This is a genomic window from Streptomyces sp. NPDC002403, from assembly GCF_053593015.1.
Window position 1 is genome coordinate 1 of the sequence record NZ_JBSFBQ010000024.1, and the last position, 25720, is coordinate 25720.

Annotated in this window: 25 protein-coding genes; 22 read left to right on the forward strand and 3 right to left on the reverse strand. The window is 71.6% G+C overall.

Annotated elements, in window-relative coordinates:
* Positions 1 to 512: 512 nt before the first annotated feature.
* The 14 genes from ACWCPY_RS24360 (at position 513) to ACWCPY_RS24425 (ending at position 15785) form a co-directional block, all read left to right on the forward strand.
* On the forward strand, positions 513 to 2186 hold the full coding sequence (locus tag ACWCPY_RS24360; RefSeq protein ID WP_451268190.1) for a CTP synthase: 1674 nt from the start codon (positions 513 to 515) through the stop codon (positions 2184 to 2186).
* Positions 2187 to 2275: 89 nt separating this feature from the next.
* A complete protein-coding gene (locus ACWCPY_RS24365; protein ID WP_072484237.1) occupies positions 2276 to 2902 on the forward strand; it encodes an NUDIX domain-containing protein in 627 nt (208 codons plus the stop codon).
* A 190-nt stretch (positions 2903 to 3092) separates the two neighbouring features.
* A complete protein-coding gene (locus tag ACWCPY_RS24370) occupies positions 3093 to 5156 on the forward strand; it encodes a tetratricopeptide repeat protein (protein WP_451268192.1) in 2064 nt (687 codons plus the stop codon).
* A 143-nt stretch (positions 5157 to 5299) separates the two neighbouring features.
* The gene (gene ald / locus ACWCPY_RS24375) at positions 5300 to 6415 is read left to right on the forward strand and encodes an alanine dehydrogenase (protein WP_362443008.1); all 1116 of its coding nucleotides are present in this window, start codon (positions 5300 to 5302) and stop codon (positions 6413 to 6415) included.
* A gap of 369 nt (positions 6416 to 6784) precedes the next feature.
* On the forward strand, positions 6785 to 7903 hold the full coding sequence (locus ACWCPY_RS24380; RefSeq protein ID WP_329815627.1) for a ParA family protein: 1119 nt from the start codon (positions 6785 to 6787) through the stop codon (positions 7901 to 7903).
* The gene (locus tag ACWCPY_RS24385; protein WP_451268373.1) at positions 7900 to 8511 is read left to right on the forward strand and encodes a hypothetical protein; all 612 of its coding nucleotides are present in this window, start codon (positions 7900 to 7902) and stop codon (positions 8509 to 8511) included. The genes ACWCPY_RS24380 and ACWCPY_RS24385 overlap by 4 nt, the downstream gene beginning before the upstream one ends.
* Positions 8512 to 8619: 108 nt before the next feature.
* Complete coding sequence (locus tag ACWCPY_RS24390; RefSeq protein WP_451268195.1) at positions 8620 to 9636, forward strand: segregation and condensation protein A; 1017 nt, start codon at positions 8620 to 8622, stop codon at positions 9634 to 9636.
* Positions 9633 to 10280, forward strand: coding sequence for an SMC-Scp complex subunit ScpB (gene scpB / locus ACWCPY_RS24395; RefSeq protein ID WP_451268197.1), 648 nt, complete (start codon positions 9633 to 9635; stop codon positions 10278 to 10280). The genes ACWCPY_RS24390 and scpB overlap by 4 nt, the downstream gene beginning before the upstream one ends.
* A complete protein-coding gene (locus ACWCPY_RS24400) occupies positions 10280 to 11386 on the forward strand; it encodes a pseudouridine synthase (protein ID WP_451268199.1) in 1107 nt (368 codons plus the stop codon). The genes scpB and ACWCPY_RS24400 overlap by 1 nt, the downstream gene beginning before the upstream one ends.
* A gap of 127 nt (positions 11387 to 11513) precedes the next feature.
* Positions 11514 to 12167 (forward strand): nicotinamide riboside transporter PnuC, encoded by a 654-nt coding sequence (pnuC, locus tag ACWCPY_RS24405; RefSeq protein ID WP_451268201.1) that lies wholly within the window; start codon positions 11514 to 11516, stop codon positions 12165 to 12167.
* Complete coding sequence (locus ACWCPY_RS24410; RefSeq protein WP_451268203.1) at positions 12164 to 13243, forward strand: AAA family ATPase; 1080 nt, start codon at positions 12164 to 12166, stop codon at positions 13241 to 13243. Before pnuC ends, ACWCPY_RS24410 begins: the two co-directional genes overlap by 4 nt.
* Positions 13240 to 13974, forward strand: a complete 735-nt coding sequence (locus ACWCPY_RS24415; RefSeq protein ID WP_451268205.1) for an NUDIX hydrolase — start codon at positions 13240 to 13242, stop codon at positions 13972 to 13974. Before ACWCPY_RS24410 ends, ACWCPY_RS24415 begins: the two co-directional genes overlap by 4 nt.
* Positions 13971 to 14993, forward strand: coding sequence for an ADP-ribosylglycohydrolase family protein (locus ACWCPY_RS24420; protein ID WP_329815620.1), 1023 nt, complete (start codon positions 13971 to 13973; stop codon positions 14991 to 14993). The genes ACWCPY_RS24415 and ACWCPY_RS24420 overlap by 4 nt, the downstream gene beginning before the upstream one ends.
* 3 nt (positions 14994 to 14996) lie before the next feature.
* On the forward strand, positions 14997 to 15785 hold the full coding sequence (locus tag ACWCPY_RS24425; protein ID WP_451268207.1) for a nucleotidyltransferase domain-containing protein: 789 nt from the start codon (positions 14997 to 14999) through the stop codon (positions 15783 to 15785).
* Between the two features lie 88 nt (positions 15786 to 15873).
* Here ACWCPY_RS24425 and ACWCPY_RS24430 read toward each other — a convergent pair whose 3' ends face one another.
* Positions 15874 to 16578 carry a nucleotidyltransferase domain-containing protein gene (locus tag ACWCPY_RS24430; protein WP_451268209.1) on the reverse strand — a complete coding sequence of 235 codons (705 nt, stop codon included), beginning with the start codon at positions 16576 to 16578 and terminating at the stop codon, positions 15874 to 15876.
* A 136-nt stretch (positions 16579 to 16714) separates the two neighbouring features.
* Here ACWCPY_RS24430 and ACWCPY_RS24435 point away from each other — a divergent pair, with 136 nt between their 5' ends.
* The 6 genes from ACWCPY_RS24435 (at position 16715) to der (ending at position 21805) form a co-directional block, all read left to right on the forward strand.
* Complete coding sequence (locus ACWCPY_RS24435) at positions 16715 to 17149, forward strand: YidB family protein (protein ID WP_451268211.1); 435 nt, start codon at positions 16715 to 16717, stop codon at positions 17147 to 17149.
* A 193-nt stretch (positions 17150 to 17342) separates the two neighbouring features.
* Positions 17343 to 17705, forward strand: a complete 363-nt coding sequence (aroH, locus tag ACWCPY_RS24440) for a chorismate mutase (protein WP_451268213.1) — start codon at positions 17343 to 17345, stop codon at positions 17703 to 17705.
* Positions 17702 to 18787 (forward strand): prephenate dehydrogenase, encoded by a 1086-nt coding sequence (locus tag ACWCPY_RS24445; RefSeq protein ID WP_451268215.1) that lies wholly within the window; start codon positions 17702 to 17704, stop codon positions 18785 to 18787. The genes aroH and ACWCPY_RS24445 overlap by 4 nt, the downstream gene beginning before the upstream one ends.
* A 126-nt stretch (positions 18788 to 18913) precedes the next feature.
* On the forward strand, positions 18914 to 19615 hold the full coding sequence (gene cmk / locus ACWCPY_RS24450) for a (d)CMP kinase (RefSeq protein ID WP_451268217.1): 702 nt from the start codon (positions 18914 to 18916) through the stop codon (positions 19613 to 19615).
* Positions 19612 to 20283, forward strand: coding sequence for a lysophospholipid acyltransferase family protein (locus tag ACWCPY_RS24455; RefSeq protein ID WP_451268219.1), 672 nt, complete (start codon positions 19612 to 19614; stop codon positions 20281 to 20283). Before cmk ends, ACWCPY_RS24455 begins: the two co-directional genes overlap by 4 nt.
* A 52-nt stretch (positions 20284 to 20335) precedes the next feature.
* Positions 20336 to 21805 (forward strand): ribosome biogenesis GTPase Der, encoded by a 1470-nt coding sequence (gene der, locus ACWCPY_RS24460; protein WP_451268221.1) that lies wholly within the window; start codon positions 20336 to 20338, stop codon positions 21803 to 21805.
* 69 nt (positions 21806 to 21874) lie between these two features.
* Here der and ACWCPY_RS24465 read toward each other — a convergent pair whose 3' ends face one another.
* Positions 21875 to 22234, reverse strand: coding sequence for a hypothetical protein (locus tag ACWCPY_RS24465; protein ID WP_451268223.1), 360 nt, complete (start codon positions 22232 to 22234; stop codon positions 21875 to 21877).
* 137 nt (positions 22235 to 22371) lie between these two features.
* Complete coding sequence (locus ACWCPY_RS24470) at positions 22372 to 23166, reverse strand: hypothetical protein (RefSeq protein WP_451268225.1); 795 nt, start codon at positions 23164 to 23166, stop codon at positions 22372 to 22374.
* A gap of 357 nt (positions 23167 to 23523) precedes the next feature.
* Between ACWCPY_RS24470 and ACWCPY_RS24475 the strand changes: the two genes are divergently transcribed.
* Together ACWCPY_RS24475 and ACWCPY_RS24480 are read left to right on the forward strand one after the other, a co-directional pair.
* Complete coding sequence (locus tag ACWCPY_RS24475; protein WP_451268227.1) at positions 23524 to 24807, forward strand: glycosyltransferase family 4 protein; 1284 nt, start codon at positions 23524 to 23526, stop codon at positions 24805 to 24807.
* Positions 24804 to 25643, forward strand: a complete 840-nt coding sequence (locus ACWCPY_RS24480) for a transferase (RefSeq protein WP_451268229.1) — start codon at positions 24804 to 24806, stop codon at positions 25641 to 25643. The genes ACWCPY_RS24475 and ACWCPY_RS24480 overlap by 4 nt, the downstream gene beginning before the upstream one ends.
* Positions 25644 to 25720 lie beyond the last annotated feature (77 nt).

Consider the following 25720-nt stretch of genomic DNA (forward strand, 5'->3'; position numbering starts at 1 on the left):
GAATCGAAGCGGGGAAGGCACAGCCAGTCCACTGTGCCGTCCCGGCAGACCAGGGCGGCGGTCTGCATGTCTCCGATGAGTGCGTAATCCTCGATGCGCCCGGCCACGTGCATCTCCAGTCGAACGGCCATGTCGCCCCGTAGGGCATTACTGCGGGTCAAGAGGTCGTCGCAAGGGGTTGTTGTGGGGGATCCTGCGAACGTGTCACCTCGCCCTGGGCGAGTGTCCGAGCAGGATACGACGCACCTCGATGATCCGCGCGATCGTCTCGGCAACCGGTCTGACCCGAACGGGTGTGTGTACGAGTACTCGTGGTGATCATGCGAGGTGGGCGCCGGAATGCGGCCGGAAGCAGGCTCCCTTCGGCGCTGATACCCTGGTAGCCCGTGGACCGGTGGTCGTCCGCAACCGCAGACGAGGCCCCCGAACCGCAGCGACGGCGCCTCCGGAGTCTCCGGACGAAAACGCCGGTACGCACCTCACGATCGCGACCACGGGAGCCCCCTTTGGCTATGCAGCCCACATCCACGACGACCAAGCACATCTTCGTCACCGGGGGTGTCGCCTCTTCCCTCGGCAAGGGTCTGACTGCCTCCAGCCTCGGTGCCCTGCTCAAGGCGCGCGGCCTTCGGGTCACGATGCAGAAGCTCGACCCGTACCTCAACGTCGACCCGGGCACGATGAACCCCTTCCAGCACGGTGAGGTGTTCGTCACCAACGACGGCGCCGAGACCGACCTGGACATCGGCCACTACGAGCGCTTCCTCGACGTCGACCTCGACGGCTCCGCCAACGTCACCACCGGCCAGGTCTACTCGCAGGTGATCGCCAAGGAGCGGCGCGGCGAGTACCTCGGTGACACCGTGCAGGTCATCCCGCACATCACCAACGAGATCAAGCACCGCATCCGCCGCATGGCCACCGACGACGTCGACGTCGTCATCACCGAGGTCGGCGGCACGGTCGGGGACATCGAATCGCTGCCGTTCCTGGAGACCGTCCGCCAGGTCCGCCACGAGGTCGGCCGGGACAACGTCTTCGTCGTGCACATCTCGCTGCTGCCCTACATCGGGCCGTCCGGCGAGCTCAAGACCAAGCCGACCCAGCACTCCGTCGCCGCGCTGCGCAACATCGGTATCCAGCCGGACGCCATCGTGCTGCGCGCCGACCGCGACGTACCGACCGCCATCAAGCGCAAGATCTCGCTGATGTGCGACGTCGACGAGGCCGCCGTGGTGGCCTGTGTGGACGCCAAGTCGATCTACGACATCCCGAAGGTGCTGCACACCGAGGGCCTGGACGCCTACGTCGTGCGCAAGCTCGACCTGCCGTTCCGCGATGTCGACTGGACGACGTGGGACGACCTGCTGGACCGCGTCCACAACCCCGACCACGAGATCACCGTCGCGCTCGTCGGCAAGTACATCGACCTGCCCGACGCCTACCTCTCGGTCACCGAGGCCATCCGGGCCGGCGGCTTCGCCAACAAGGCACGGGTCAAGGTCAAGTGGGTCGCCTCGGACGACTGCAAGACCCCGGCGGGTGCCGCGAAGCAGCTCGGCGACGTCGACGCGATCTGCGTCCCCGGCGGCTTCGGCGACCGCGGTGTCAACGGCAAGATCGGCGCCATCCAGTACGCCCGCGAGCACAAGGTGCCGCTGCTCGGCCTCTGCCTCGGCCTCCAGTGCATCGTGATCGAGGCCGCGCGCAACCTCGCCGAGATCCCCGACGCCAACTCCACCGAGTTCGACGCCGCCACCTCCCACCCCGTCATCTCGACGATGGAGGAGCAGCTGGCGTACGTCGAGGGCGCGGGCGACCTCGGCGGCACCATGCGGCTCGGCCTGTACCCGGCGAAGCTCGCCGAGGGCTCGCTGGTGCGCGAGGCGTACGACGGCCAGCCGTACGTGGAGGAGCGCCACCGCCACCGCTACGAGGTCAACAACGCCTACCGGGCCGAGCTGGAGAAGAAGGCCGGTCTGGTCTTCTCCGGCACCTCCCCGGACAACAAGCTCGTCGAGTACGTCGAGTACCCGCGCGAGATCCACCCCTACCTGGTCGCCACCCAGGCGCACCCGGAGCTCCGCTCCCGTCCGACCCGCCCGCACCCGCTCTTCGCGGGCCTGGTGAAGGCGGCCGTCGAGCGCAAGACGGGCGCCGCGGCCGGTGGCGGCAAGGGCAAGTAGTCCGGCGCCGCACAGGCATTAACGTTGACCGGGGTACGGGTCCTTCGAGGACGCGTGCCCCGGTTTCTGTTTTTCGTGGGAGGACGTAGATGGGTTTCCAGGACACGCCCGAGGAGTGGCAGGTCACCGCGACCGAGACGCCCTTCACCGGCAACAAGACCAGCGTCCGCACCGACGAAGTGGTGATGCCGGACGGCACGGTCGTCCGCCGCGACTACCAGGTCCACCCGGGCTCGGTCGCCGTGCTCGCCCTCGACGACGACGGCCGGGTCGTCGTGCTGCGGCAGTACCGCCACCCGGTGCGCCACAAGCTCTGGGAGATCCCGGCCGGACTGCTCGACGTCCCCGGCGAGAACCCGCTGCACGCGGCGCAGCGCGAGCTCTACGAGGAGGCGTACGTCAAGGCCGAGGACTGGCGGGTGCTGACCGACGTCTACACCACACCGGGCGGCTGCGACGAAGCCGTACGGATCTTCCTGGCCCGGAACCTCTCCGAGGCCGACGGGGAGCGCTTCGAGGTATCCGAGGAGGAGGCCGACATGGAGCTGGCCCGGGTGCCGCTCCAGGAGCTGGTGCGGGGCGTGCTCGCGGGGGAGCTGCACAACAACTGCCTGGTGGTGGGCGTCCTCTCGCTGGCCGCGGTCCTCGCGGGTGACGGGATCGAGTCGCTGCGTCCGGCCGAGGCGCCGTGGCCGGCCCGCCCGTTCGAGGCCTGACGGGCCGTAGGGGCGGCCCGTGGGGCCGCTGAACGCTTCACCGTGGTCCTTCGATCGGAAAAGATGCTGATCCGATCGGGGGACCTCTGCGCCCTGCTCCAGGGAAATCGTCCGCACGCCTGAACTACGCTCGGAATGCCCTGACCGGAGTCCCGGCGGGCGACGCGTGCAGCGAAGTGGAGCGTGGCCCGTGACGGATCAGGCGGTGGACACCAGCGGCCCGGCCAAGGCAGCGGGAACCGAGGAGCCGTCCGGTACCGCCCCACCCCAATTCTTCGGCCGCGAGCGCGAGTTGAAGGAGCTGCGGGCCGACATCGAGAGAGCCGGCCTGGACACCCTGGCCGGCCGCAAGGCCGCCCGCGCCCGGGTCCTGCTGATCGCCGGACGCCCCGGTTCCGGACGCACCGCGCTCGCCGGTGAACTGGCCCGCAGGCTGCTCGCCGCCGGCGGCCACCCCGACGGACTGCTCCGCGCCCGGCTCACCGATCCCGGCGGCGCGGCGGTCCCCACCGAGCGCACCGCCCGCGAGCTGCTCGACCAGCTGGGTGTCGCCGGGCCGCCCGGCGCGGACGGGGACGAACTCTCCGAGATGGTCCGCGAGGAGCTCGCCGGACGCCGCGCCCTGCTGCTCCTGGACGACGCTGCGGACGCGGAGCAGGTCGACCCGCTGCTGCCGGACAACCCGGACTGCCTGGTCGTCGCCACCTCCGGGGGCCCGCTGACCGGCATCCCCGGCGTCCGCCCCTGCACCATCGGCGGCCTGGAGGCGGGCTCCGCCGTACGGCTGCTCGCCCCCGTCATCGGAGAGGTCAGGATCACCGTCGATCCACGGACCGCCGAGTCCCTCGCCGAGGAATGCGCGGGGATGCCGGCCGCCCTGGTGATGGTCGGGGGCTGGCTCGCCGCCCACCCCATGGCGTCGGTCGCCGATGTCACCAAGCAGCTGCGCGAACTGCCGGACGACACGGAGCAGTCCACCGGCTCCCGCCCGCTGGCCCGCGCCTTCCGGCTGGCCCACGACTCGCTGCCGCCGGCGGCCGCCCGGATACTGCGACTGCTCGCCCTCGCCCCCGCCGGGCTCGCCGACGCCCACACCGCGTCCGCGCTGGCCGGCTGCTCCGTCTCGGCCGCCCAGACGACCCTCGACGACTTCGTGGCGCTCGGGCTGCTGCACAGCAATGGCGCGGACCAGCCGCAGTACGAGGTGCCCGGCTGCCTCGCGCCGCTGCTGCGGGCGCTGCTGGAGGCCAGGGACCGGCCGGCGGAGATCCAGCTCGCCAGGGCCCGGATGCTGGAGCGGACCGTACGGCTGCTCCAGTCCTGCCGGGCGGTCACCGAACCCGAGGGTTCCCCGGCCCGCCGCAAGCTCGCCGGACTGCCGCGTTCGCTGCGCTTCCCCAACCCCGAGGCGGCCGCCGAATGGCTGCGGATCCGCCGGCCCGCCCTGCTGGCCTCGGCCCGGATCGCCGTCGAGGACGGTGAACTCGACACCCTGGCAAGGCGGTTGGTGGCCGCGCTGGTGCGGGCGCTGGCCGTGCACCGGGGCACCGAGGCCGCCGCGCCCGAGCTGTACGGGCTGCACGGTCTGGTGCTGGCCGTCGCCGAGCGGCGGGAGCTGCCGCGCGAGCGGGCCGCCGCGCTGCTCAACCTCGCCGATCTCGACGCCAGGACCGGCCGCACCCGGGAGGCACTGGCCCGCTACCGGGCCGCACTGGACGCCGGACGCGCCGCGAACGACCCGTACGCCACCGGCCGCGCGATGGAATCCGTAGGTGGCGCCTATGCCGAGCTGGGGGACTTCCAGCGGGCCTCCGACTGGTACGGCCGCGCGCTGGCGCAGCGGCTCACCCAGGGGGAGCGGGCCGACGAGGCGCGGCTGTACGGGCGGCTCGGCGCCGTCCACACCTATGCCGGGCGGTACGGCGAGGCGCTGCGCAACTGGCGCGCCGCGGCGGCCGGGTACCGCAGGCTCGGCGACGTGCCGGCCCAGGCGCGGGCGCTCAGCGAGGCGGCCCGGGTGCAGGAGTACGCGGGCCGGCCGCACGAGTCCCTGCACACCTGCCAGGAGGCCGTCGAGTGGGCCAGGCGGGCGGGGGACGTACGGCTGCAGGCGGCGCTGGAGCTCCGGCTGGCCGACACCTTCGACAGGCTCGGTGACCCGGCAGCGGCCGGGCTGCACCGGGGGTTGGCCGCCAGATTGCTGGACCAGGAAGGCGTGACCTGCGAAATCCGTAGTACGGCAACAGAAAAATAATGCTTTGTAAGGCTAGACAGCGCGAAACCCTTCATTAGAATGGCTCTGCCGCGTGTGTTCGCGGTGTCTCCATTTACGTAGTGTCTATCCGGGTATGTATAGCTATGTCCGGGTAACCCTCTGAGCCAAGGACCGTGATCGACGTGAAGGTCGGCATCCCCCGCGAAGTCAAGAACAACGAGTTCCGCGTGGCGATCACGCCTGCCGGTGTGCACGAGCTCGTCCGCCACGGCCACCAGGTCGTCGTCGAGGAGAACGCCGGTGCCGGCTCCTCCATCACGGACGAGGAGTACGTCGCCGCCGGGGCGCAGATCCTCCCCACCGCCGACGAGGTCTGGGCCACCGCCGACCTCCTGCTCAAGGTCAAGGAGCCGGTCGCCGAGGAGTACCACCGCCTCCGCAAGGACCAGACGCTCTTCACCTACCTGCACCTCGCCGCCTCCCGCGAGTGCACCGACGCGCTGATCGAGTCGGGCACCACGGCCATCGCCTACGAGACGGTCGAGACCGCGAACCGCGCGCTCCCGCTGCTCGCCCCGATGTCCGAGGTCGCGGGCCGGCTGGCCCCCCAGGTCGGCGCCTACCACCTGATGCGCTCCGTGGGCGGCCGCGGCGTGCTGCCGGGCGGCGTCCCGGGCACGGCGCCCGCCGAGGCCGTTGTCATCGGCGGCGGCGTCTCCGGCTGGAACGCCACCCAGATCGCCGTCGGTCTCGGCTTCCACGTCACGCTGCTCGACAAGGACATCAACAAGCTCCGCGAGGCCGACAAGGTCTTCGGCACCAAGGTGAAGACCGTCGTCTCCAACGCCTTCGAGCTGGAGAAGGCCGTCATCGAGGCCGACCTCGTCGTGGGCGCGGTGCTGATCCCCGGCGCGAAGGCGCCGAAGCTGGTCACCAACGAGCTCGTCGCCAAGATGAAGCCCGGAAGTGTTCTTGTCGATATTGCGATCGACCAGGGCGGCTGCTTCGAGGACTCCCACCCGACGACGCACGCCGAGCCGACCTTCAAGGTCCACAACTCGGTCTTCTACTGCGTCGCGAACATGCCGGGCGCGGTGCCGAACACCTCCACGTACGCCCTCACCAACGCCACGCTGCCGTACATCGTGGAGCTCGCCAACCGCGGCTGGGTCGAGGCGCTGCGCCGTGACGCCGCGCTCGCCAAGGGTCTCAACACCCATGACGGGCAGGTCGTTTACCGCGAGGTCGCCGAAGCGCACGGCCTGGAGCACGTCGAGCTGAGCTCGCTCCTCGGCTGACGGGTCAACCGCCTCCGTCAACTTCGCGCGTCCGGCCGGACCTTGCCGAGCAAGGTCCGGCCGGAGGCATGTCGGGCCCCTGCGGGGACCCCGTGCAACTCGTCTCGAACGTAACTCTTCAACCGATTCGTACACCCGTTAAAACCGCACCCCGGTGGCTGCGCGCCCTTGACAGCGGGGTGTTCGATTGCCGACACATCGGGCCGGGTCCGGCGGATTGTGTTGCTGCGGAGCGGTGACACGCCATAGAGTCGCCAATCGTCGGCATGGTGCCACGCTGACCTATCGATAAGTTTCCTGGTCACGTCCAAGGAGGTAAGACGACTTGTGAATGAGTCGACATTTACTCCCGGAGGTGTTCATCCAGGGATGCCTGCACGGGGCCAGGGCCCGATCGGGCTGGAGGCTGTCGGCTCCGTCGCTGTCCGCACCTTCGCCACCCAACAGCACATGACGACAGCCCCCCAGATGATGGACGGCCTACACGTGAACGCCATGGCCGGCAACGAGAGTGGCCGGGAGACCGCCCACTTCGCCGACTTCGACGAGGTGCCCCAGGGGCACTTCTACGACCCCGACGCCGAGTACGAGCCCGACCCGGAGTACGCGGCCACCCTCGCGCCCGACGCTGCCCGCCAGCGCCGCGAGCGGATCGGCCCGACCGGTCGCCCCCTGCCCTACTTCCCGATCCCGGGCCCGCTGACCGACCACGGGCCCGCGAAGATCATCGCGATGTGCAACCAGAAGGGCGGCGTCGGCAAGACCACGTCGACCATCAACCTGGGCGCCGCGCTCGCGGAGTACGGGCGGCGCGTCCTGCTCGTCGACTTCGACCCGCAGGGAGCCCTGTCGGTCGGGCTCGGCGTCAACCCGATGGAGCTCGACCTCACGGTCTACAACCTGCTCATGGAGCGGGGCATGTCGGCCGACGAGGTGCTGCTGAAGACCGCGGTCCCGAACATGGACCTGCTGCCCAGCAACATCGACCTGTCGGCGGCCGAGGTGCAGCTGGTGAGCGAGGTGGCCCGGGAGTCCACGCTGCAGCGTGCCCTGAAGCCGCTGATGTCCGACTACGACTACATCGTGATCGACTGTCAGCCCTCGCTCGGCCTGCTCACCGTGAACGCCCTCACGGCCGCCCACAAGGTCATAGTGCCGCTCGAGTGCGAGTTCTTCGCGCTGCGTGGTGTGGCGTTGCTCACCGAGACCATCGAGAAGGTCCAGGAGCGCCTCAACCCCGATCTGGAGCTCGACGGCATCCTCGCCACCATGTACGACTCCCGTACGGTGCACAGCCGTGAGGTCCTCGCGCGCGTCGTCGAGGCATTCGACGACCACGTCTACCACACGGTCATCGGGCGCACCGTGCGCTTCCCGGAGACCACGGTCGCCGGTGAACCCATCACCACGTACGCCTCCAACTCGGTCGGTGCCGCCGCCTATCGCCAGCTCGCCAGGGAGGTGCTCGCCCGGTGTCACGCCGAGTGAGTCTGCCCGGGGCCGACGAACTGTTCCGTACCACCGGAGGAATGGGGCTCCAGGCCTCGTCCCCGGCGGACCGGCGGCGCAAGGCGAACGGCGAGGCCCGGGTGCCCGGTCCGGCCGGTGAGAGCGATGGCGCGGCGGACGGAGCCGGGGCGGACCCGGCGCAGGCCACCGAAGGCGCCTCGCGCGAGGAGCACTCCGCGGCCGACGCCGACGCGGCGGAATCGCGCACCCGGGGCGGCGACGGCGACCGGGTCGCGGTGGCCGCGCAGGCGGGCCGCAGGCCCCAGCAGCCCGCACCGGCGGCCGCCTCGCCCGCCGCGCAGGAGGCGGTCCCCGCCCCCGCCGTCCAGCAGCAGCGCAGGCGTGGTGCCGGGCGCGGGGCGAACCGGCGGCCCAGCGGCCGTGAGCGCCACGACGAGAAGATCACCGTCTACGTCTCGGCCGAGGAACTGATGGACCTCGAACACGCCCGCCTCGTACTGCGCGGGGAGCACGGGCTCGCGGTCGACCGCGGACGGATCGTCCGTGAGGCGGTCGCGGTGGTCCTCGCGGATCTGGAGTCGCGGGGCGACGCGAGCATCCTCGTACGGCGGCTGCGCGGCCGCTGACGGGTGAGGCGCCGGTAGCCTGCCCGGTGGGCGACCGCCGAAGGAGCGGCCCGGCCCTTCCCGTACGGGCCACGCCCGCCGCCCGTATCCCGCTGCCCCTGGATCTTCATGCCGACGACCGACGAGCCCGCCCGCACCCCCCGCCGCCCCCTGGGGCGCGGTCCGGGCGGCCGGTCCGGGCAGCCGGAGCCGGCGGACGGCGGGGGCACCGTCGCGCAGGCCCCCGCCCCGCCGCCCGTCGAGGCGCCCGAAGCGCCCGTGGAAGCGTCTGTCGCGGCGGCCGGACCCACCGGGCTCCCCGAGCCGTCCGAGCCCGACGACGGGCGGTTCACCGTCCGGCTGGCGAACTTCGAGGGGCCGTTCGACCTGCTCCTCCAGCTCATCGCCAAGCACAAGCTGGATGTGACCGAAGTCGCGCTGTCGAAGGTCACCGACGAGTTCATGGCGCACATCCACGCCATGGGGCCGGACTGGGACCTGGACCAGACCACCGAGTTCCTCGTCGTCGCCGCGACCCTGCTCGACCTGAAGGCGGCCCGGCTGCTGCCTGCCGCCGAGGTGGAGGACGAGGCGGATCTGGCGCTGCTCGAAGCGCGGGACCTGCTCTTCGCCCGGCTGCTCCAGTACCGCGCGTACAAGCGCATCGCGGAGATCCTCAGCGACCGGCTGGTGTCGGAGGGGCGGCGGTTCCCGCGGACCGTGGGGCTGGAGCCGCACCACGCCGAACTGCTGCCCGAGGTCGTGATCAGCATCGGGGCGGAGGGCTTCGCCGCACTGGCCGTGAAGGCGATGCAGCCGAAGGCCGAGCCGCAGGTGTACGTCGACCACATCCACGCCCCGCTGGTCAGCGTGCGGGAACAGGCAGAGATCGTGGTGGCGCGGCTGCGGGAGGCGGGGGAGGCCAGCTTCCGCACGCTCACCGAGGACGCCCCGGACACCCTCACCGTCGTCGCCCGGTTCCTCGCGCTGCTGGAGCTGTACCGGGAGAAGGCCGTCGCGCTCGACCAGGACGAGGCACTCGGGGAGCTCCTGGTGCGCTGGGCCGGGGGCGAGGGGGCCGGGCCCGTCGTCACGGACGAGTTCGACCCCGAGACGCAGGACGTCCAGGAGGATGTGAAGGCATGAGTCAGCAGGAGAGCACCGGCTCCACCGTCGCGGATCTCGACCTCGGGCCCGCGCTGGAGGCCGTCCTCATGGTCGTGGACGAACCCGCCACCGAGGAGCACCTCGCCAAGGTCCTGGAGCGGCCCCGCCGGGCCGTCGCCGACGCGCTGCGCGCGCTGGCCGACGAGTACACCGTGCAGCGCCGCGGTTTCGAGCTGCGGCTGGTGGCGGGCGGCTGGCGCTTCTACACCCGCCCCGGGTACGCGGCGGCCGTGGAGGCCTTCGTCCTGGACGGCCAGCAGGCCCGGCTGACCCAGGCGGCACTGGAGACCCTCGCGGTGGTCGCGTACCGCCAGCCGGTCAGCCGCTCCAGGGTCTCCGCGGTCCGCGGCGTGAACTGTGACGGGGTCATGCGGACCCTGCTCCAGCGGGGTCTGGTGGGGGAAGCGGGCGCGGAACCCGAAACAGGTGCGATCCTGTACAGGACGACGAACTACTTTCTGGAGCGGATGGGCCTGCGTGGCCTGGATGAGCTCCCGGAGCTCGCGCCCTTCCTCCCCGAGGCGGACGCGATCGAGGCTGAGACGCTAGAGGGTGTGCCGTCGTTCGATCCGGACGCACCGGACACCCCGGATACTCACGCAGACGACAAGACGGAATTTTGATGCGAAGCAGTGGCAGGAACAGCGGAAGCGGCAGCGGCGGCGGCAGGAGCGGCGGCAGCCGGAACCCTCGCGGTGCCGGCGCCGGGCGCGACGGCAAGCAGGAGCAGCGTCCCCGCCGGCCCCGGCCCGAGGAGCGCCGCTACGACGTGGGCGCCACCGGGGAGAAGAGCGGCGACGGTCCCCGCAAGGGACGCGGCGCTGCGGCCCGCGGCGGCGCCAAGGGCGGCCCGAAGCCCGCACAGGGCGGCAGGAGCGGTGGCCCGCGTCGCCAGGGCGCCCCGTCCCGTCCGCGTGAGCTCGACGCCAAGATCGAGCAGCGCAACCGCGACCGGTACGCGAACAAGCCCGACATCAGGACGCCCAAGACGCACCCGGGCGCCGAGCAGGAGGGCGAGCGGCTGCAGAAGGTCCTCGCCCGGGCCGGCATGGGCTCGCGCCGGGCGTGCGAGGAGCTGATCGAGCAGGCCCGCGTCGAGGTCAACGGCGAGATCGTCCTAGAGCAGGGCATGCGCGTCGATGTGAACCGGGACGAGATCAAGGTCGACGGTCTGACCGTCGCCGCCCAGTCCTACCTCTTCTTCGCGCTGAACAAGCCCGCCGGTGTCGTCTCCTCGATGGAGGACCCGGACGGCCGCCAGTGCCTCGGCGACTACGTCACCAACCGTGAGACGCGGCTCTTCCACGTCGGCCGGCTGGACACCGAGACCGAGGGCATCATCATGCTCACCAACCACGGCGAGCTGGCCCACCGCCTGACCCACCCCAAGTACGGGGTGAAGAAGACCTATCTGGCCGCCATCCAGGGGCCGCTCCCGCGCGACCTGGGCAAGCGGCTCAAGGACGGCATCCAGCTGGAGGACGGGTACGCCCGCGCCGACCACTTCCGGGTCGTCGAGAACACCGGCAAGAACTACCTGGTCGAGGTGACCCTCCACGAGGGCCGCAAGCACATCGTCCGCCGGATGCTGGCCGAGGCCGGCTTCCCGGTCGAGCGGCTCGTGCGCACGTCCTTCGGGCCGATCCCGCTGGGCGACCAGAAGTCCGGCTGGCTGCGCCGCCTCACCAACACCGAGGTGGGCATGCTGATGCGCGAGGTCGGTCTGTAGCCCTCCTCCGTCCGCTCCACGGCCCGCGGCCGGTTCCTGTTCCCGAATTTCGAACAGGAACCGGCCGCGGGCCTTTTCCCGCGCCTCTTCCGCCTTTATAGTCAGAGTGACTATTAAGGAGGCGGGTGTGAGTCTCGCGGATTTCCTCGATCCCCTGCAACAACCCCTGGTGACGGTGCTCGACACCCCGGTCAGCTGGACCGAGGTGCTCGGCTTCGGCAGCGGGGCGCTGTGCGTATGGCTCGTGGCCCGCCAGCACCTCGCCAACTGGCCGATCGGTATCGCCAACAACCTCTTCTTCATCCTGCTGTTCACCCAGTCCGGTCTGTACGCCGACGCCGGCCTCCAGGTCGTCTTCATCGCCCTTGCCGCGTACGGCTGGTGGACCTGGACCCACGGGGGTGGACCGGGCTCACCGGACCTGCCGGTGCGGCGCACCACGCGCGCCGAATGGACCTGGCTGCTCGCGGCGGGGGCGGTGGGGACGCTCGCCCTCACTGTCCTGCTCGACCGCGCCACCGACTCGACCGTGCCCTTCTGGGACGCCCTGACGACCGCGCTGTCCCTGACGGCGACGTACGGGCAGTGCCGCAAGCTCGTCGAGTCCTGGTGGCTCTGGATCGCCGCCGATGTGGTGTACATCCCGCTGTACGCGTACAAGGAGCTCTATCTGACCTCGCTGCTGTACGTCGGTTTCCTGACGCTCTGCCTGATCGGCCTGCGCAACTGGAGGCGTGATCTCGCCGGGCAGTGGCGGCAGTTGGCGGAGGCGACGGCATGAAGAGCTACGGACACGGGCTGGTCCTCGGCAAGTTCTACCCGCCGCACGCCGGCCACCACCACCTCGTCCGCACCGCGCGGGACCGCTGCGAGCGGGTGACCGTCCTGGTCTGCGCCGCCTCCGTCGAGTCCGTGCCGCTCGCCGACCGGGTGGCCTGGATGCGGGAGGTGCACCCGGACGTCCGGGTCGTCGGAGCCGTCGACGACATCCGGATGGACCTCCACGACCCGGCGATCTGGGACGCGCACATGGCCGTCTTCACCGGGGCCGTGCCCGAGCCGGTGGACGCCGTCTTCACCTCGGAGTCGTACGGGGACGAACTCGCCCGCCGGTTCGGCGCCGAATCCGTCTGCGTCGACCCCGACCGCACGGTCTTCCCGGTCTCCGGCACCGCCGTCCGCAAGGACCCGGTCGGGTGCTGGGACTTCCTGGAGCCGCCCGTACGGGCCGCCCTCGCCCGCCGGATCGTCGTCCTCGGCGCGGAATCCACCGGCACCACGACGATGGCCCGAGCCCTCACCGGCCACTATCGCGGGCGCGGCGGCGTCTGGGCGCGGACCGGGTACGTCGCCGAGTACGGGCGGGAGTTCAGCGAACAGAAACTGGCCGCCCTGCGCGAGCGGTGGCCCGGGGCCCAGTGGGAGGACGTCGCCTTCACCACCGACGACTTCCCGCTGATCGCCGGGACCCAGAACGACAGGGAGGATGCCGCCGCGCGCACCGGGTCGCCGGTGCTCTTCTGCGACACCGACTCCTTCGCCACCACCGTCTGGCACGAGCGGTACATCGGCGGCCGCAACCCGCTCGTCGAGGAGACCGCGGACCGGGTCGCCCACCACCTGTGGCTGCTCACCGACCACGAGGGCGTCGCCTTCGAGGACGACGGACTGCGCGACGGCGAGGAGCTGCGGCCCTGGATGACCGACCGGTTCCGGGCCGAGCTCACCCGCACCGGACGGCGGTTCATCGAGCTCACCGGAAGCCACGAGGAACGCCTGGCCACCGCGGTCGCCGCCGTCGACGCGCTGCTCGCCGACAGCTGGAAGTTCGCCGCACCCCTGCCGGAGCACCGATGAGCACAGCCGCCCCCGCGGGCTACGACCCGCACGCCTTCGAACCCTTCGCGGTCACCGTCGACCTCGCCGTCTTCACGGTCCGCGGTGGACGGCTGCACGTCCTGCTCGTCGAACGGGGCGAGGACCCGTACAAGGGGCACTGGGCGCTGCCCGGCGGCTTCGTCCTGCCCCGCGAGTCCGCCGAGTCCGCCGCCCGCCGGGAGCTCGCCGAGGAGACCGGACTGACGGAGGACACCGCCGGCGCCCTCCACTTGGAACAGCTGCGCACCTACAGCGATCCGGACCGCGACCCCAGGATGCGGGTGGTCTCCGTCGCGTACGCCGCACTCGTACCCGACCTGCCCGAGCCGCGCGGCGGCGGCGACGCGGCCGGTGCCCGGTGGTGGGACGCCGGAGCGCTCGGCCCGCTCGCCTTCGACCACGACCGCATCCTCGCCGACGCGCACGACCGGATCGGCGCCAGACTCGAATACAGCTGTCTGGCCACCGCCTTCTGCCCGCCCGAATTCACCCTGGGGGAACTCCAGCAGGTGTACGAGACGGTCTGGGGCGTCGAGCTGGACCGTCCCAACTTCCGGCGCAAGGTCCTCACCACGCCCGGCTTCGTCCAGGCCGTGGAGGGATCGCCGCGCCGCACCGGCGGGCGGGGAAAGCCTGCCGCGCTCTACCGGGCGGGTGCCGCCACCGCCCTGCACCCTCCACTGCTGAGACCGGAAGGAAGAAGCACGTGATCGTGACCAGGACCATCACCAAACAGGCCGCCACCGGCGCGCTGACCGGGCTTGCGCTCGGCGACGCCCTGGGCTTCCCGACCGAGTTCAACAACGTGCCGTCGATCCTCGCCAAGTGCGGGCCGTGGCGCGCGATGCGGCTGCCGAAGCCGGCACACGTCACCGACGACACCCAGATGACACTGGCCCTGGGGCGGGGCATCCGTACCGCCATGGACCGCGGGCTGCTCACCCCGCTGCGGCTGACCCGCCCGGTACGCGAGGAGTTCGTCGACTGGTACCACTCGCCCGACAACAACCGCGCCCCCGGCCGCACCTGCATGACCGCCTGCCGGCTGCTCGACAGCGACCGGCTCTGGCAGGAGGCCAGCCGGACCGGATCCAAGGGCTGCGGCGCCAACATGCGGGTCGCGCCGGTCGGGCTCGTACCCGGACTCAGCGACGAACAGCGCTCCGGCGCCGCCCAGTTGCAGGCTGCCCTCACCCACGGCCATCCGACCGCGCTCGCCGCGTCCGACCTGACGGCCCGCGCGGTGTACCTGCTGGCGCAGGGGGCGGAACCGATGGGCCTGATCGGGCAGCTGCGTTCGTACGCGTACGAGAACAGCGGCCGCTACCTCACACGCTGGCTCGGCGACCTCTGGCGGTACGCGGGCGACTCCTCGCCCGAGCTGTACATCCAGCGCGGCTGGGACGAGTGCCTCACCGCCCTGGCCCGCGTCCAGGACGCGCTGCGCGACCCGTCCCCGGAGACCGACCCCTGCGAGCTGACCGGTGACGGCTGGATCGCCGAGGAGGCCCTGGCCACGGCCCTGCACTGCTTCCTTCTCTTCCCCGAGGAACCCGTCACCGCACTGCGCCGTGCCGCCTGCACCCGGGGCGACTCGGACTCCCTGGGCTGCCTGACCGGCGCGTTCGCCGGGGCGCACCTGGGGGCCGGGGCCTGGCCCAAGGAGTGGGCGGAGCGGATCGAGTACCGCAGCGATCTGCTGTCGCTGGGGGCGCTCTGGGATTCTTGAGCCATGCGTACGGACACCAAGCACCTCGAGGAGGACGGGCTGCCGGTCACGGACCTGGGCCCGGTCCTCGCCGAAGAGCGCCACCCGCTGCTGTTCGCCACGGTCTCCGGGGCGCATCTGTACGGGTTCCCCTCGAAGGACTCGGATGTGGACCTTCGGGGGGTCCATCTCCTGCCCGCGGAAGATCTCGTGGGACTGCGCGAGGCCGAGGAGACGCGCTCGCGGATGTGGGACCGGGACGGGGTCGAGATGGATCTCGTCACGCACGACCTGCGGAAGTTCGTCCGGCTGATGCTGAAGCCGAACGGCTATGTGCTGGAGCAGCTGCTCTCGCCGCTCGTCGTGCACACGAGCGGTCTGCACGCGGAAATGGTGGACCTGGCGCCGGGTGTGCTCACCCGTAACCACGCCCACCACTACCGGGGTTTCGCCAGCACCCAGTGGCGGCTCTTCGAGAAGACCGGCGAACTGAAGCCGCTGCTGTACACGTTCCGGGCACTGCTCACCGGGATCCACCTGATGCGCAGCGGCGAGGTGCGGGCACATCTGCCGACCCTCATCGGGGAGGTGGCTGCGCCCGCGTATCTGCCCGGGCTGATCGAGGCGAAGGCCGAGGCGGAACACGGGGGAGCGGGGGATGTGGACGGGGCGGTGGCGGCCCGGGACGTGGAGGCGCTGCACGGGGTGCTGGACGAGGCCCAGGCGGTTTCGGGGCTTCCGGAGGCGGCCGGCGGGTTCGACGCGCTGCACGAGCTCGTGGTGCGGGCGCGGCTGACGGGGCGGGCGTCCTAGGGTCCTTCGTTCGGATCGGGCCGGATCGGCGAGGCATGGCACCGGGGCACGCGAGCCCGGCCTGATCCGAACGAGAGGCCCTGGGTGTTCAGCTTGCGCCGGGCCAGGACACGGACGCCCGGCGGGTGCGGATCAGGAAGTCCTCCACCCGGGCCCGGTCGGGCTCCGGCGGGAGCGGGGAGCTTCTCGCGGCCTCGTCGTTCTCCTCGGCGAGGCGGTTCATCCGGCGGTCGACCTCCGCCCACGGCACTTCGCCCCGCTTCACCGCCAGCAGCTGCTCGCGGGCCGTGCCCACCTCGATCGTGAGCTCGCCCGTGCGCAGCAGGTCCCGGCCGGAGGCCAGCAGCCGCAGCAGGTGCATGGCGTGCTTCCAGCGCGGCGCCCCGTGCAGCCGTACGTCCGCCTCCAGCTTCCTGCGCTGGCCCAACGCGTAGCGTACGAAGGTCCGGTGGGCCAGCCGGGAGAGGAACGCCCCGCGCAGGGACAGCAGTTCACGGCCCACGGTGTCGACGTGCTCCACCAGCGGTGAGTGCAGGCACTCCAGCACGTTGGGGTTGGCGCGCAGCGCCAGCTCGCAGAAACGCTCCAGCTCCCACGAGAACTGCTCCTGCGCCGGGCCCTCGACATGCGTCGGCGGCTTCTCGAACCGCCAGAACAGCGGCGTCGGAGCGAGGAACACGCCGCGCCGGTCGGTGTCGCTCCCCTCAGTGGCGAGCCCGAAGGCACGTGAGCCCATCACGCAGGAGTAGACCGTGTGGTCGCGTACGAGAGCCTCGGGATCAGGGGTGATCATGCCGGCGAGAGTACGTGAGCGAAAACGGGTTGCACCGGGAATTGCGGGAGCGCCCTCGGGCACCCCGCTCAAGTGGCAGAAGGCCGGGTTCTGATCGACATTGTCGATAAATCACCCCCTCCGGAAAGGAAGAACCATGGCAGGAAACGATCTCGGCAGCCTGCTGGGCGGATTGCTGGGCGGCGGCCAGGGCAGCGGCGCGGGCAGCCCGGGCGGCGCGGGCGACGTCCTCGGCGCGCTGCTGGGCGCGCTCGGCGGCGGCCGGGGCGGAACGGGCGGCGGCAACGCGCTCGAAGGGCTGATCGGGATGCTCACCAGGTCCGGCCTCGTCGACCAGGCGCAGTCCTGGGTCGGCACCGGTGAGAACCAGGCGGTCAGCGGCGCCCAGATCAGTGAGGCACTGCCGGACGAGACCCTGCAGAAGGTCGCCCGGGAAACGGGGGTCACCCCGCAACAGGCGGCCGACGAGATCGCCCGGTCGCTGCCGACGGCGGTCGACAGGCTGACTCCGTCGGGGGAGGTGCCGGAGGGCCGCTCGATCGAGGACCTGGTCCGGGAGCAGCAACTCTGACAGCGGAAGCGGCCCGGGGACCCGTCCGGCGGACCGGAGCCGGGCGCGCCCCGGGCCGTGTCCGTGCGCCGCCCCGTCTCACGGACGGAGCACCCCGGACCGCCTGCCCCGCCGCCCCTCTAGGCTGACCGGGCAGAGTGATCACGCAGGCGGACAGCAGGCGCGAGACGTACGAGGAACCGAGGAGCACGACGTGGCGGTACGAGCGGTCCGCGGAGCCGTCCAGCTGGAGCGGGACGAGGCCGGGCACATGGACGAGCGGGTCGGTGCCCTGCTCACCGCGGTCCTGGAGCGCAACAGCCTCGTCGCGGACGATCTGATCAGCATCTGGTTCACGGCCACCCCCGACCTGCACAGCGATTTCCCGGCCGCCGCCGCACGCGGGCTCGGTATCGTCGACGTACCGCTGATCTGCGCCCAGGAGCTGGACATCGCGGGGGCCATGCCCCGTGTGGTGCGCGTCCTGGCGCACGTCGAGACGTACCTTCCCAAGTCCGAGATCGCCCACGTGTACCTCGGTGCCACCGCCGCACTTCGCAAGGACATCGCCCAGTGAGAACCGCCGTCGTCATCGGAACGGGCCTCGTCGGCACTTCCGCAGCCCTCGCCCTCGCCGGGCGCGGCATCCAGGTCCACCTCGTCGACCACGATCCCCAGTCGGCCCGCACCGCCGCCGCGCTGGGCGCCGGTACGGACGAGGCACCCGAGGAGCGTGTGGACCTGGCGATCATCGCCGTGCCGCCCGCCCACGTGGCCTCGGTGCTGGCCACCGCCCTGCGGGACGAGATCGCCCGCGGCTACCTCGACGTCGCCAGCGTGAAGGGCGGCCCGCGCCGCGAGCTGGAGGCCCTCGGCCTCGACCTCACGCCGTACATCGGTACCCACCCCATGGCCGGCAAGGAGCGGTCGGGCCCGCTCGCCGCCACCGCGGATCTGTTCGAGGGCCGGCCCTGGGTCCTCACCCCGACCCGTGACACCGACACCGAGGTACTCAACCTCGCCCTGGAACTGGTCGCGCTCTGCCGGGCCGTCCCGGTCGTCATGGACGCCGACGCGCACGACCGGGCCGTCGCCCTGGTCTCCCACACCCCGCAGCTGATCTCGTCGATGGTCGCCGCCCGGCTGGAGGAGGCCGACGAGACCGCCGTACGCCTCTGCGGCCAGGGCATCAGGGACGTCACCCGGATCGCCGCCTCCGACCCCCGGATGTGGGTGGAGATCCTCTCCGCCAACCCCGGCCCGGTCGCCGACGTGCTGGCCGGGGTCGCCGCCGACCTCGACGAGACGGTACGGGCGCTGCGCGGCCTGCAGTCCGACGACGACGCCAGGCGCCGCGAGGGCACCGAGGGCATCGAGGACGTGCTGCGCCGCGGCAACGCGGGCCGGGTCAGGGTGCCGGGCAAGCACGGGACCGCCCCCACCGCGTACGAGATGGTGTCCGTGCTCATCAGCGACCGGCCGGGCGAACTGGCCGGGATCTTCGCCGACGCCGGACGGGCCGGGGTCAACGTCGAGGACGTGCGCATCGAGCACGCCACCGGCCAGCAGGCCGGCCTGGTCCAGCTCATGGTCGAGCCGAGCGCGGCCCCCGCGCTGAGCGCGGCGCTGCGCGAGCGGGGCTGGTCGATACGGCAGTAGGCCCGGGGCGGCGGGACCGGGAGGGCGTTGTCCACAGGGGTGCAGAGACCTGCTCCGGCACTCGGTAACCTTGTGCGGGGCGGGTACGCACGCGCCCCCGTCCCGCCCACCCCGTGTATCAGGAAGGTGTCCACCACCGTGGAAACCCGTACGGCCCCGGCCGCAGTGATCGTCGCCATCGACGGGCCCTCCGGCACCGGCAAGTCGAGCACGTCCAAGGCCGTCGCCGCGCAGCTCGGCCTGAGCTACCTGGACACCGGCGCCCAGTACCGGGCGATCACCTGGTGGATGCTGAACAACGGCATCGACGTGCAGGACGCGATGGAGGTGGCGACCGCGGCCGCCAAGCCGGTCATCGTCTCCGGCACCGACCCCGCCGCCCCGACGATCACCGTCGACGGCGAGGACGCCTCGGCCCCGATCCGCACCCAGGAGGTCACCTCCAAGGTCAGCGCCGTCAGCGCGGTCCCCGAGGTGCGCACCCGGATCACCGAGCTCCAGCGCACCATCGCCGCCGCGGCCGAGCGGGGCATAGTCGTCGAGGGCCGGGACATCGGCACCACCGTGCTGCCCGACGCCGACCTGAAGATCTTCCTCACCGCTTCCCCGGAGGCCCGCGCCGCCCGCCGCAGCGGAGAGGTCAAGGGCTCCGACCTCGCGGCCACCAAGGAAGCGCTGATCAAGCGGGACGCGGCCGACTCCGGCCGCAAGACCTCCCCGCTCGCCAAGGCGGACGACGCGGTCGAGGTGGACACCACAGAGCTGACCCTTCAGCAGGTCATCGAGTGTGTCGTCACCCTCGTCGAGGAGAAGCGGGCCACGAAGTGACCCAGGCCACGGGCTCGCCCTCGCCGCGCGGTGCGGCGGTCGGGCGCGGGATCGGCATCGGGCTGATGTACGGGCTGTGGAAGCCCCGCGTCCTCGGCGCGTGGCGGGTTCCCGCCTCCGGACCCGTCATACTCGCGGTGAACCACTCGCACAACATCGACGGTCCGATGCTGATGGGCACCGCGCCCCGGCCCGTCCACTTCCTGATCAAGAAAGAGGCGTTCGTCGGCCCGCTCGACCCGTTCCTGCGCGGAATCGGGCAGCTCAAGGTGGACCGTACGACCGCCGACCGCACCGCCATCACCCACGCCCTCGGCGTGCTGGAGAACGGCGGGGCGCTCGGGATCTTTCCCGAGGGCACCAGGGGCGAGGGCGACTTCGCCTCCCTGCGTGCCGGGCTCGCGTACTTCGCGGTGCGCAGCGGGGCGCCGATCGTGCCCGTGGCCGTCCTGGGAAGCACCGAGCGCCGCGGACGGTTGATATCGGCACTGCCGCCGCTGCGCAGCCGGGTCGACGTCGTCTTCGGCGACGCCTTCGAGGCGGGCGACAGCAGCGGTCGGCGTACCCGCAAGGCGCTGGACGAGGCGACGGTACGGATCCAGGCGCGGCTGACCGCCCATCTGGACGAGGCCAGGCGTTTCACCGGGCGCCGGGTAAGACTTGAGTAGTGGGCCGCGCAGTCGTGGCCCATCGATGATGATGCAAAGAGGAACGGACTTCATGAACGACCAGATTCACTCCGGCGGCTCGGACCACGAGCACGGAGCGCTTGGCGACGCCGAGTACGCGGAGTTCATGGAGCTCGCCGCGGAGGAGGGCTTCGACCTCGAAGAGGTCGAGGGTGCGATCGACGAGGCCGGACACGGTCCGCTGCCCGTGCTCGCCGTCGTCGGCCGTCCCAATGTCGGCAAGTCGACGCTGGTGAACCGGATCATCGGCCGGCGCGAGGCGGTCGTCGAGGACAAGCCCGGCGTCACCCGCGACCGCGTCACCTACGAGGCCGAGTGGGCGGGCCGCCGCTTCAAGGTCGTCGACACCGGCGGCTGGGAGCAGGACGTGCTGGGCATCGACGCCTCCGTCGCCGCCCAGGCCGAGTACGCGATCGAGGCGTCCGACGCGGTCGTCTTCGTGGTCGACTCCACCGTCGGCGCGACCGACACCGACGAAGCCGTCGTCAAGCTGCTGCGCCGGGCCGGCAAGCCGGTCGTGCTGTGCGCCAACAAGGTCGACGGACAGAGCGGCGAGGCGGACGCCACCGCGCTGTGGTCGCTGGGCCTCGGCGAGCCGCACCCGGTCTCCTCGCTGCACGGCCGCGGCACCGGCGACCTGCTCGACGCCGTGCTCGAAGCGCTTCCCGAGGCCCCGGCCCAGCGCTTCGGCACCGCGATCGGCGGCCCGCGCCGGATCGCGCTCATCGGCCGTCCGAACGTCGGCAAGTCCTCGCTGCTGAACAAGGTGGCCAACGAGGACCGCGTCGTCGTCAACGAGCTCGCCGGTACCACCCGCGACCCGGTCGACGAGCTGATCGAGCTCGGCGGCATCACCTGGAAGTTCATCGACACGGCAGGCATCCGCCGCCGCGTCCACCTCCAGGAGGGCGCGGACTACTACGCCTCGCTGCGTACCGCCGCCGCCGTGGAGAAGGCCGAGGTCGCCGTCGTCCTGATCGACGCGGGCGAGTCCATCAGCGTCCAGGACCAGCGCATCATCACCATGGCCGTGGAGGCCGGGCGTGCCCTGGTGATCGCGTACAACAAGTGGGACAAGCTCGACGAGGAGCGCCGCTACTACCTGGAGCGCGAGATCGAGACGGAGCTCGCGCAGATCGCGTGGGCACCGCGGGTCAATGTCTCGGCCGTCACCGGCCGGCACATGGAGAAGCTCGTACCGGCGATCGAGACCGCCCTCGCCAGCTGGGAGACCCGTGTCCCCACCGGCCGGCTGAACGCCTTCCTCGGCGAGATCGTCGCCTCCCACCCGCACCCCGTCCGCGGTGGCAAGCAGCCCCGGATCCTCTTCGGCACCCAGGCCGGCACCAAGCCGCCGCGCTTCGTGCTGTTCGCCTCGGGCTTCCTGGAGCACGGCTACCGGCGGTTCGTCGAGCGTCGGCTGCGTGAGGAGTTCGGCTTCGAGGGCACCCCGATCCACATCTCGGTGCGGGTCCGCGAGAAGCGCGGCCGCAACAAGTAACCGGCCAGGGCGTATGACGGAGCCCCGGTCCCTCCCGCATCCGGGACGGACCGGGGCTCCGTCATACGCTCAGGCCCCTCGCGAGCCCGGGGGCAGGGCCGCCGGCTGGGCGCGCCCGGAGTGCCGGCCCACCCGATGCCAGGAACCGGTGCCGCCGGTGTGCGCGCCGGTGCCACTGCCGGTGCCGCTGTGTCCGGTGGCCCCGCCCGTGACGGCGAGACCGGTGGAGAAACCGGCGGAGTGGCCGGAATGGCTGCTCAACGGGAGACGGCTGCCGAAGAGCCCGGTACCGAAGGCCATGAAGCCGAGGTTCTCCTCGCCGCTCCGATCACCCGGCAGCGCCCGGAACGAACGGCGGTACTCGGAGTACAGCGCGTCGTAGATCGGGGTGTGGGACGGACCGCCCGAAGGGTCCTGCGAGGGGCGCATGGCAGGGATCGGGCTCGGGCGCTGGTGGGAGGAGTCGTATGAGTGCACGTATGTGCCAACGACACCGGTGTCCGTCGGATGCGGGCGCGGCGGAGAAATAGCTGTTCGCCGCCGGTGCGAGGGGCCGGCCGTCATGATCAGGTACCGGCCAGCGGCATCGCGGCGGCGACCAGGAGCCCTTCGGCCGCGGCCCGGTCCAGGGCGTCGCGCAGCAGGTCCTCGCGGGGCTGCTGGCCGATCGCCCCTGCCGGGGCGGCGAAGACGAGAACGGTCCGGGACTTGTTGGCCGCGGCCCGCCAGCCCTCGGTGACCTGGAGCGGTGCGTGCGCCTGCCACCAGGCGACCGGCGCGCCACCGCCGGTGCCGGGCTGGAGCACGGCGTGCAGCTGGCCCATGGCGAGCAGGATCGACCAGCCGTGCAGCACGGTGGGCACCCGGTCCATCCGGTGGACCGGGTGGAAGCCCTGTTCCAGCAGCAGCTGGAGGAATTCGTCGCCCCGGCTGCCGTCCGTGCCGGGACGGGCGATGGCACCGGTCGGCTCGACGACGAGGGCCGGGTGGAGCTCGTCGTCGATCAGGACGAGGCCGCTGGTGATCCCGAGGACGGCCTGTTCGGCGGGCAGGCCCTGCGGCCGCGTCGCGTCGCCGGAGCCGTCGTCGCCGGTGATGCTGCGTACCGCGCCCTGCAGCTGCTCCTCCGCGACCTGGACGACCTGCGAGGGGATGCACGTCGCGTGGGCGAAGGCGAGGACGGCGGTCTCGTCGCCGACGAAGAGCACCGTGCTGGTGCGTTCCTGCTCGGAGTCGCCGGGGGTGCGGCAGGAAGTGCAGTCGTAACTGCCCGGGGCGTTGTCGCCGACGAGCAGCCGGTCGGCTTCGGCGTCGCCGATCTCGGCGCGTACGTCCTCGCTGACGTCGAGCATGCGCGGCACGGGTGGCTCCTCGAACTCGGTACGTGCGCCGGGCGGTTCCCGGCTCATGGAAATGACAACGGGCGAGCCGCGGCCGGGGTCACGCGAGAAAGGGAACGTAATCGAACCAACCCGCGCAGAGGGTGAATCTCAGGATCCTGACGACCGATTGGTGACAGTTTGTCCCGATCCGGCGGGGTGTGATGTGGTCGACTCGGTCGCAGATCGGTGCGCCGATACGTCGACAAAGCAGGAAAGCGGGCGAGTCCACAGCTGACCGGATTTCGCCCCTGCGCGGAGTGAACCGTCGACGGGCCCGTGCCGTCATGCCAAGTGCAGCCTGCCGCTGATCAGTCGAACCGGGAGACATGGCGTTTCATGCACATTTCTTTCCTGCTCCACAACGCCTATGGAGTCGGGGGCACGATCCGCACGACGTTCAATCTCGCCGGAGAGCTGGCCGGGCACCATGACGTCGAGATCGTGTCGGTGTTCCGGCACCGCGAGGTCCCCGCGCTGGGCGCCCCCGAAGGGGTGCGCCTGAGCCATCTCGTCGACCTGCGGAAGAAGAGCCCGACGTACGACGGCGACGCGGCCGAGTACACCCGTCCCGCGACCGTGTTCCCGCGCGGCGACAGCCGGTACCGGCAGTACAGCAGGCTGAGCGACGCACGGGTGGCGGACCATCTGCGCTCCCTGGAGGCGGACGTCGTGGTCGGGACCCGGCCGGGGCTCAATGTGCACATCAGCAGGCAGGCCCGCCGCGGCCCGGTCCGGATCGGGCAGGAGCACCTCACCCTCGACAGCCACGGCTACCGGCTCCGTCGCGAGATCGCGCACCGCTACACCCTGCTCGACGCGATCACCACCGTCACCGAGGCCGACGCCCAGGCCTACCGGACCGGGTTCAAACTGCCCGGCGTACGGATCGAGGCCATTGCCAACAGTGTGCCCGCGCCGACGGTCCCGCCCGCCGACGGCGACCGCAAGTGGGTGATCGCCGCGGGCCGGCTCCACAAGGTCAAGCGGTACGACCTGCTCGTCCGGGCGTTCGCCGACGTGGTCGCGGTCCGCCCGGACTGGCGGCTGCGCATCTACGGCGGCGGCGACGCGACCGGGAACGAACGACAGGCGCTGCTCACGCTCATCGGTGAACTCGGGCTGTACGACCATGTGTTCCTGATGGGACCGGTCAATCCGCTGGAGGCCGAGTGGCCCAAGGGGTCCATCGCCGCGGTCACCTCGGACCGCGAGTCCTTCGGCATGACCATCGTCGAGGCGATGCGCTGCGGCCTGCCGGTCGTGGCCACCGACTGCCCGCACGGCCCCCGCGAGATCATCGACGACGGCACCGACGGACGGCTGGTCCCCGTCGGTGACACGGCGGCGGTGACCGACGCCCTGCTCGGACTGATCCAGGACGACGACGCACGGCACCGCGCGGGGCTCGCCGCACTGGCCGCCTCGCAGCGCTTCGACCCGTCGCGGATCGCCGAGCGCCATGAACGGCTCTTCGCCGAACTCGCCTCGCGCGGCCCGCGCGACCGCTCGCACGGCGCGATGAGCACCACGCTGCACCGTGCCCGGGGCACCGTGCTGGACGGGGCGTACGCCCTGCGCTACAAGGCAGCCGCCGTGATCCGCAAGGGGAAGACCGCATGACCGCCTCCGCAGAGCGAAGGGCGCCCCGGGCCGACTGCACCGTGGGACCCGACGGCGGGATCACCTTCGATCTCGACCTCCGCCGCCATGAGGACGAGAAGACGCCCGAGCTGCTGCTCCGGCTCCGCGGCGCCAAGGGCCCGGACCGCGACACCGGGACCGTACGGCTGCCGCTGAGCCCGCTGCGCGACGGACGGCTGCGCGCGGTGCTGCCGGGGACCGCACGGTCCGCCGAGGGCCGCTGGGACGTGTATCTGCGGGAGCCGGGCGGGGACGACGACGGGGCGGTGGCCGTCGAGCCGGGGATCAGGGACCTGCGTCTGCTCGTGGACCGCACACCGGCGAGCGGGCCGATCGCGGTCCGCATCCCGTACCCGACCCTCGACGGCCGGCTCGCCGTCCGCTGCTGGCTGCGCGCACCGCACGCCGAGGCCGGACCGGTGACCTTCGACGGGACCGGGATGACCGTCGAGGGCACGCTGTACGGGACGGGCCTCGGCGCCGACGCCCGCGTCGAGGCACGGCCGCCCGGTGCCGGCGGCCGGGTCCTGCGGGTGCCGGTCACCGGGCAGGACGGCACCTTCGCCTTCACGCTCCCGTTCGACCGGCTGTCCGACGGGGCCGTCACCGCGCAGCAGCTCTGGACGCTCTGGCTGGTCCCCGGGGCGGCGGGCGAGCCGGCCGGCGGCGTACGGATCTCCCGCATCCTCGACGACGTCTGGGACCGCAAGAAGATCTTCGTCTACCCGGGCCGCGGCGCGGGGGAGGGCGTCCGGGCCACCCCCTGCTACTCCACCGACAACGACCTCTGCGTACGGCTCGAACCGGCACCCTAGACCTGTCCGGGGCGGGGCTCGTTCCCGGTGCGGGGCTTGCGGACGCAGGCTGTCCGCAAGCCCTGGCAGACTCGCCC

Excerpts from the sequence above, each read along its gene's own strand:
- ACWCPY_RS24360 (WP_451268190.1), top strand. The coding sequence starts at position 513 with ATGCAGCCCACATCCACGACGACCAAGCACATCTTCGTCACCGGGGGT.
- ACWCPY_RS24365 (WP_072484237.1), top strand. The coding sequence starts at position 2,276 with ATGGGTTTCCAGGACACGCCCGAGGAGTGGCAGGTCACCGCGACCGAG.
- ACWCPY_RS24380 (WP_329815627.1), top strand. The coding sequence starts at position 6,785 with ATGCCTGCACGGGGCCAGGGCCCGATCGGGCTGGAGGCTGTCGGCTCC.
- ACWCPY_RS24390 (WP_451268195.1), top strand. The coding sequence starts at position 8,620 with ATGCCGACGACCGACGAGCCCGCCCGCACCCCCCGCCGCCCCCTGGGG.
- scpB (WP_451268197.1), top strand. The coding sequence starts at position 9,633 with ATGAGTCAGCAGGAGAGCACCGGCTCCACCGTCGCGGATCTCGACCTC.
- ACWCPY_RS24400 (WP_451268199.1), top strand. The coding sequence starts at position 10,280 with ATGCGAAGCAGTGGCAGGAACAGCGGAAGCGGCAGCGGCGGCGGCAGG.
- ACWCPY_RS24410 (WP_451268203.1), top strand. The coding sequence starts at position 12,164 with ATGAAGAGCTACGGACACGGGCTGGTCCTCGGCAAGTTCTACCCGCCG.
- ACWCPY_RS24415 (WP_451268205.1), top strand. The coding sequence starts at position 13,240 with ATGAGCACAGCCGCCCCCGCGGGCTACGACCCGCACGCCTTCGAACCC.
- ACWCPY_RS24425 (WP_451268207.1), top strand. The coding sequence starts at position 14,997 with ATGCGTACGGACACCAAGCACCTCGAGGAGGACGGGCTGCCGGTCACG.
- ACWCPY_RS24430 (WP_451268209.1), bottom strand. The coding sequence starts at position 16,578 with ATGATCACCCCTGATCCCGAGGCTCTCGTACGCGACCACACGGTCTAC.
- ACWCPY_RS24435 (WP_451268211.1), top strand. The coding sequence starts at position 16,715 with ATGGCAGGAAACGATCTCGGCAGCCTGCTGGGCGGATTGCTGGGCGGC.
- der (WP_451268221.1), top strand. The coding sequence starts at position 20,336 with ATGAACGACCAGATTCACTCCGGCGGCTCGGACCACGAGCACGGAGCG.
- ACWCPY_RS24465 (WP_451268223.1), bottom strand. The coding sequence starts at position 22,234 with ATGCGCCCCTCGCAGGACCCTTCGGGCGGTCCGTCCCACACCCCGATC.
- ACWCPY_RS24475 (WP_451268227.1), top strand. The coding sequence starts at position 23,524 with ATGCACATTTCTTTCCTGCTCCACAACGCCTATGGAGTCGGGGGCACG.
- ACWCPY_RS24480 (WP_451268229.1), top strand. The coding sequence starts at position 24,804 with ATGACCGCCTCCGCAGAGCGAAGGGCGCCCCGGGCCGACTGCACCGTG.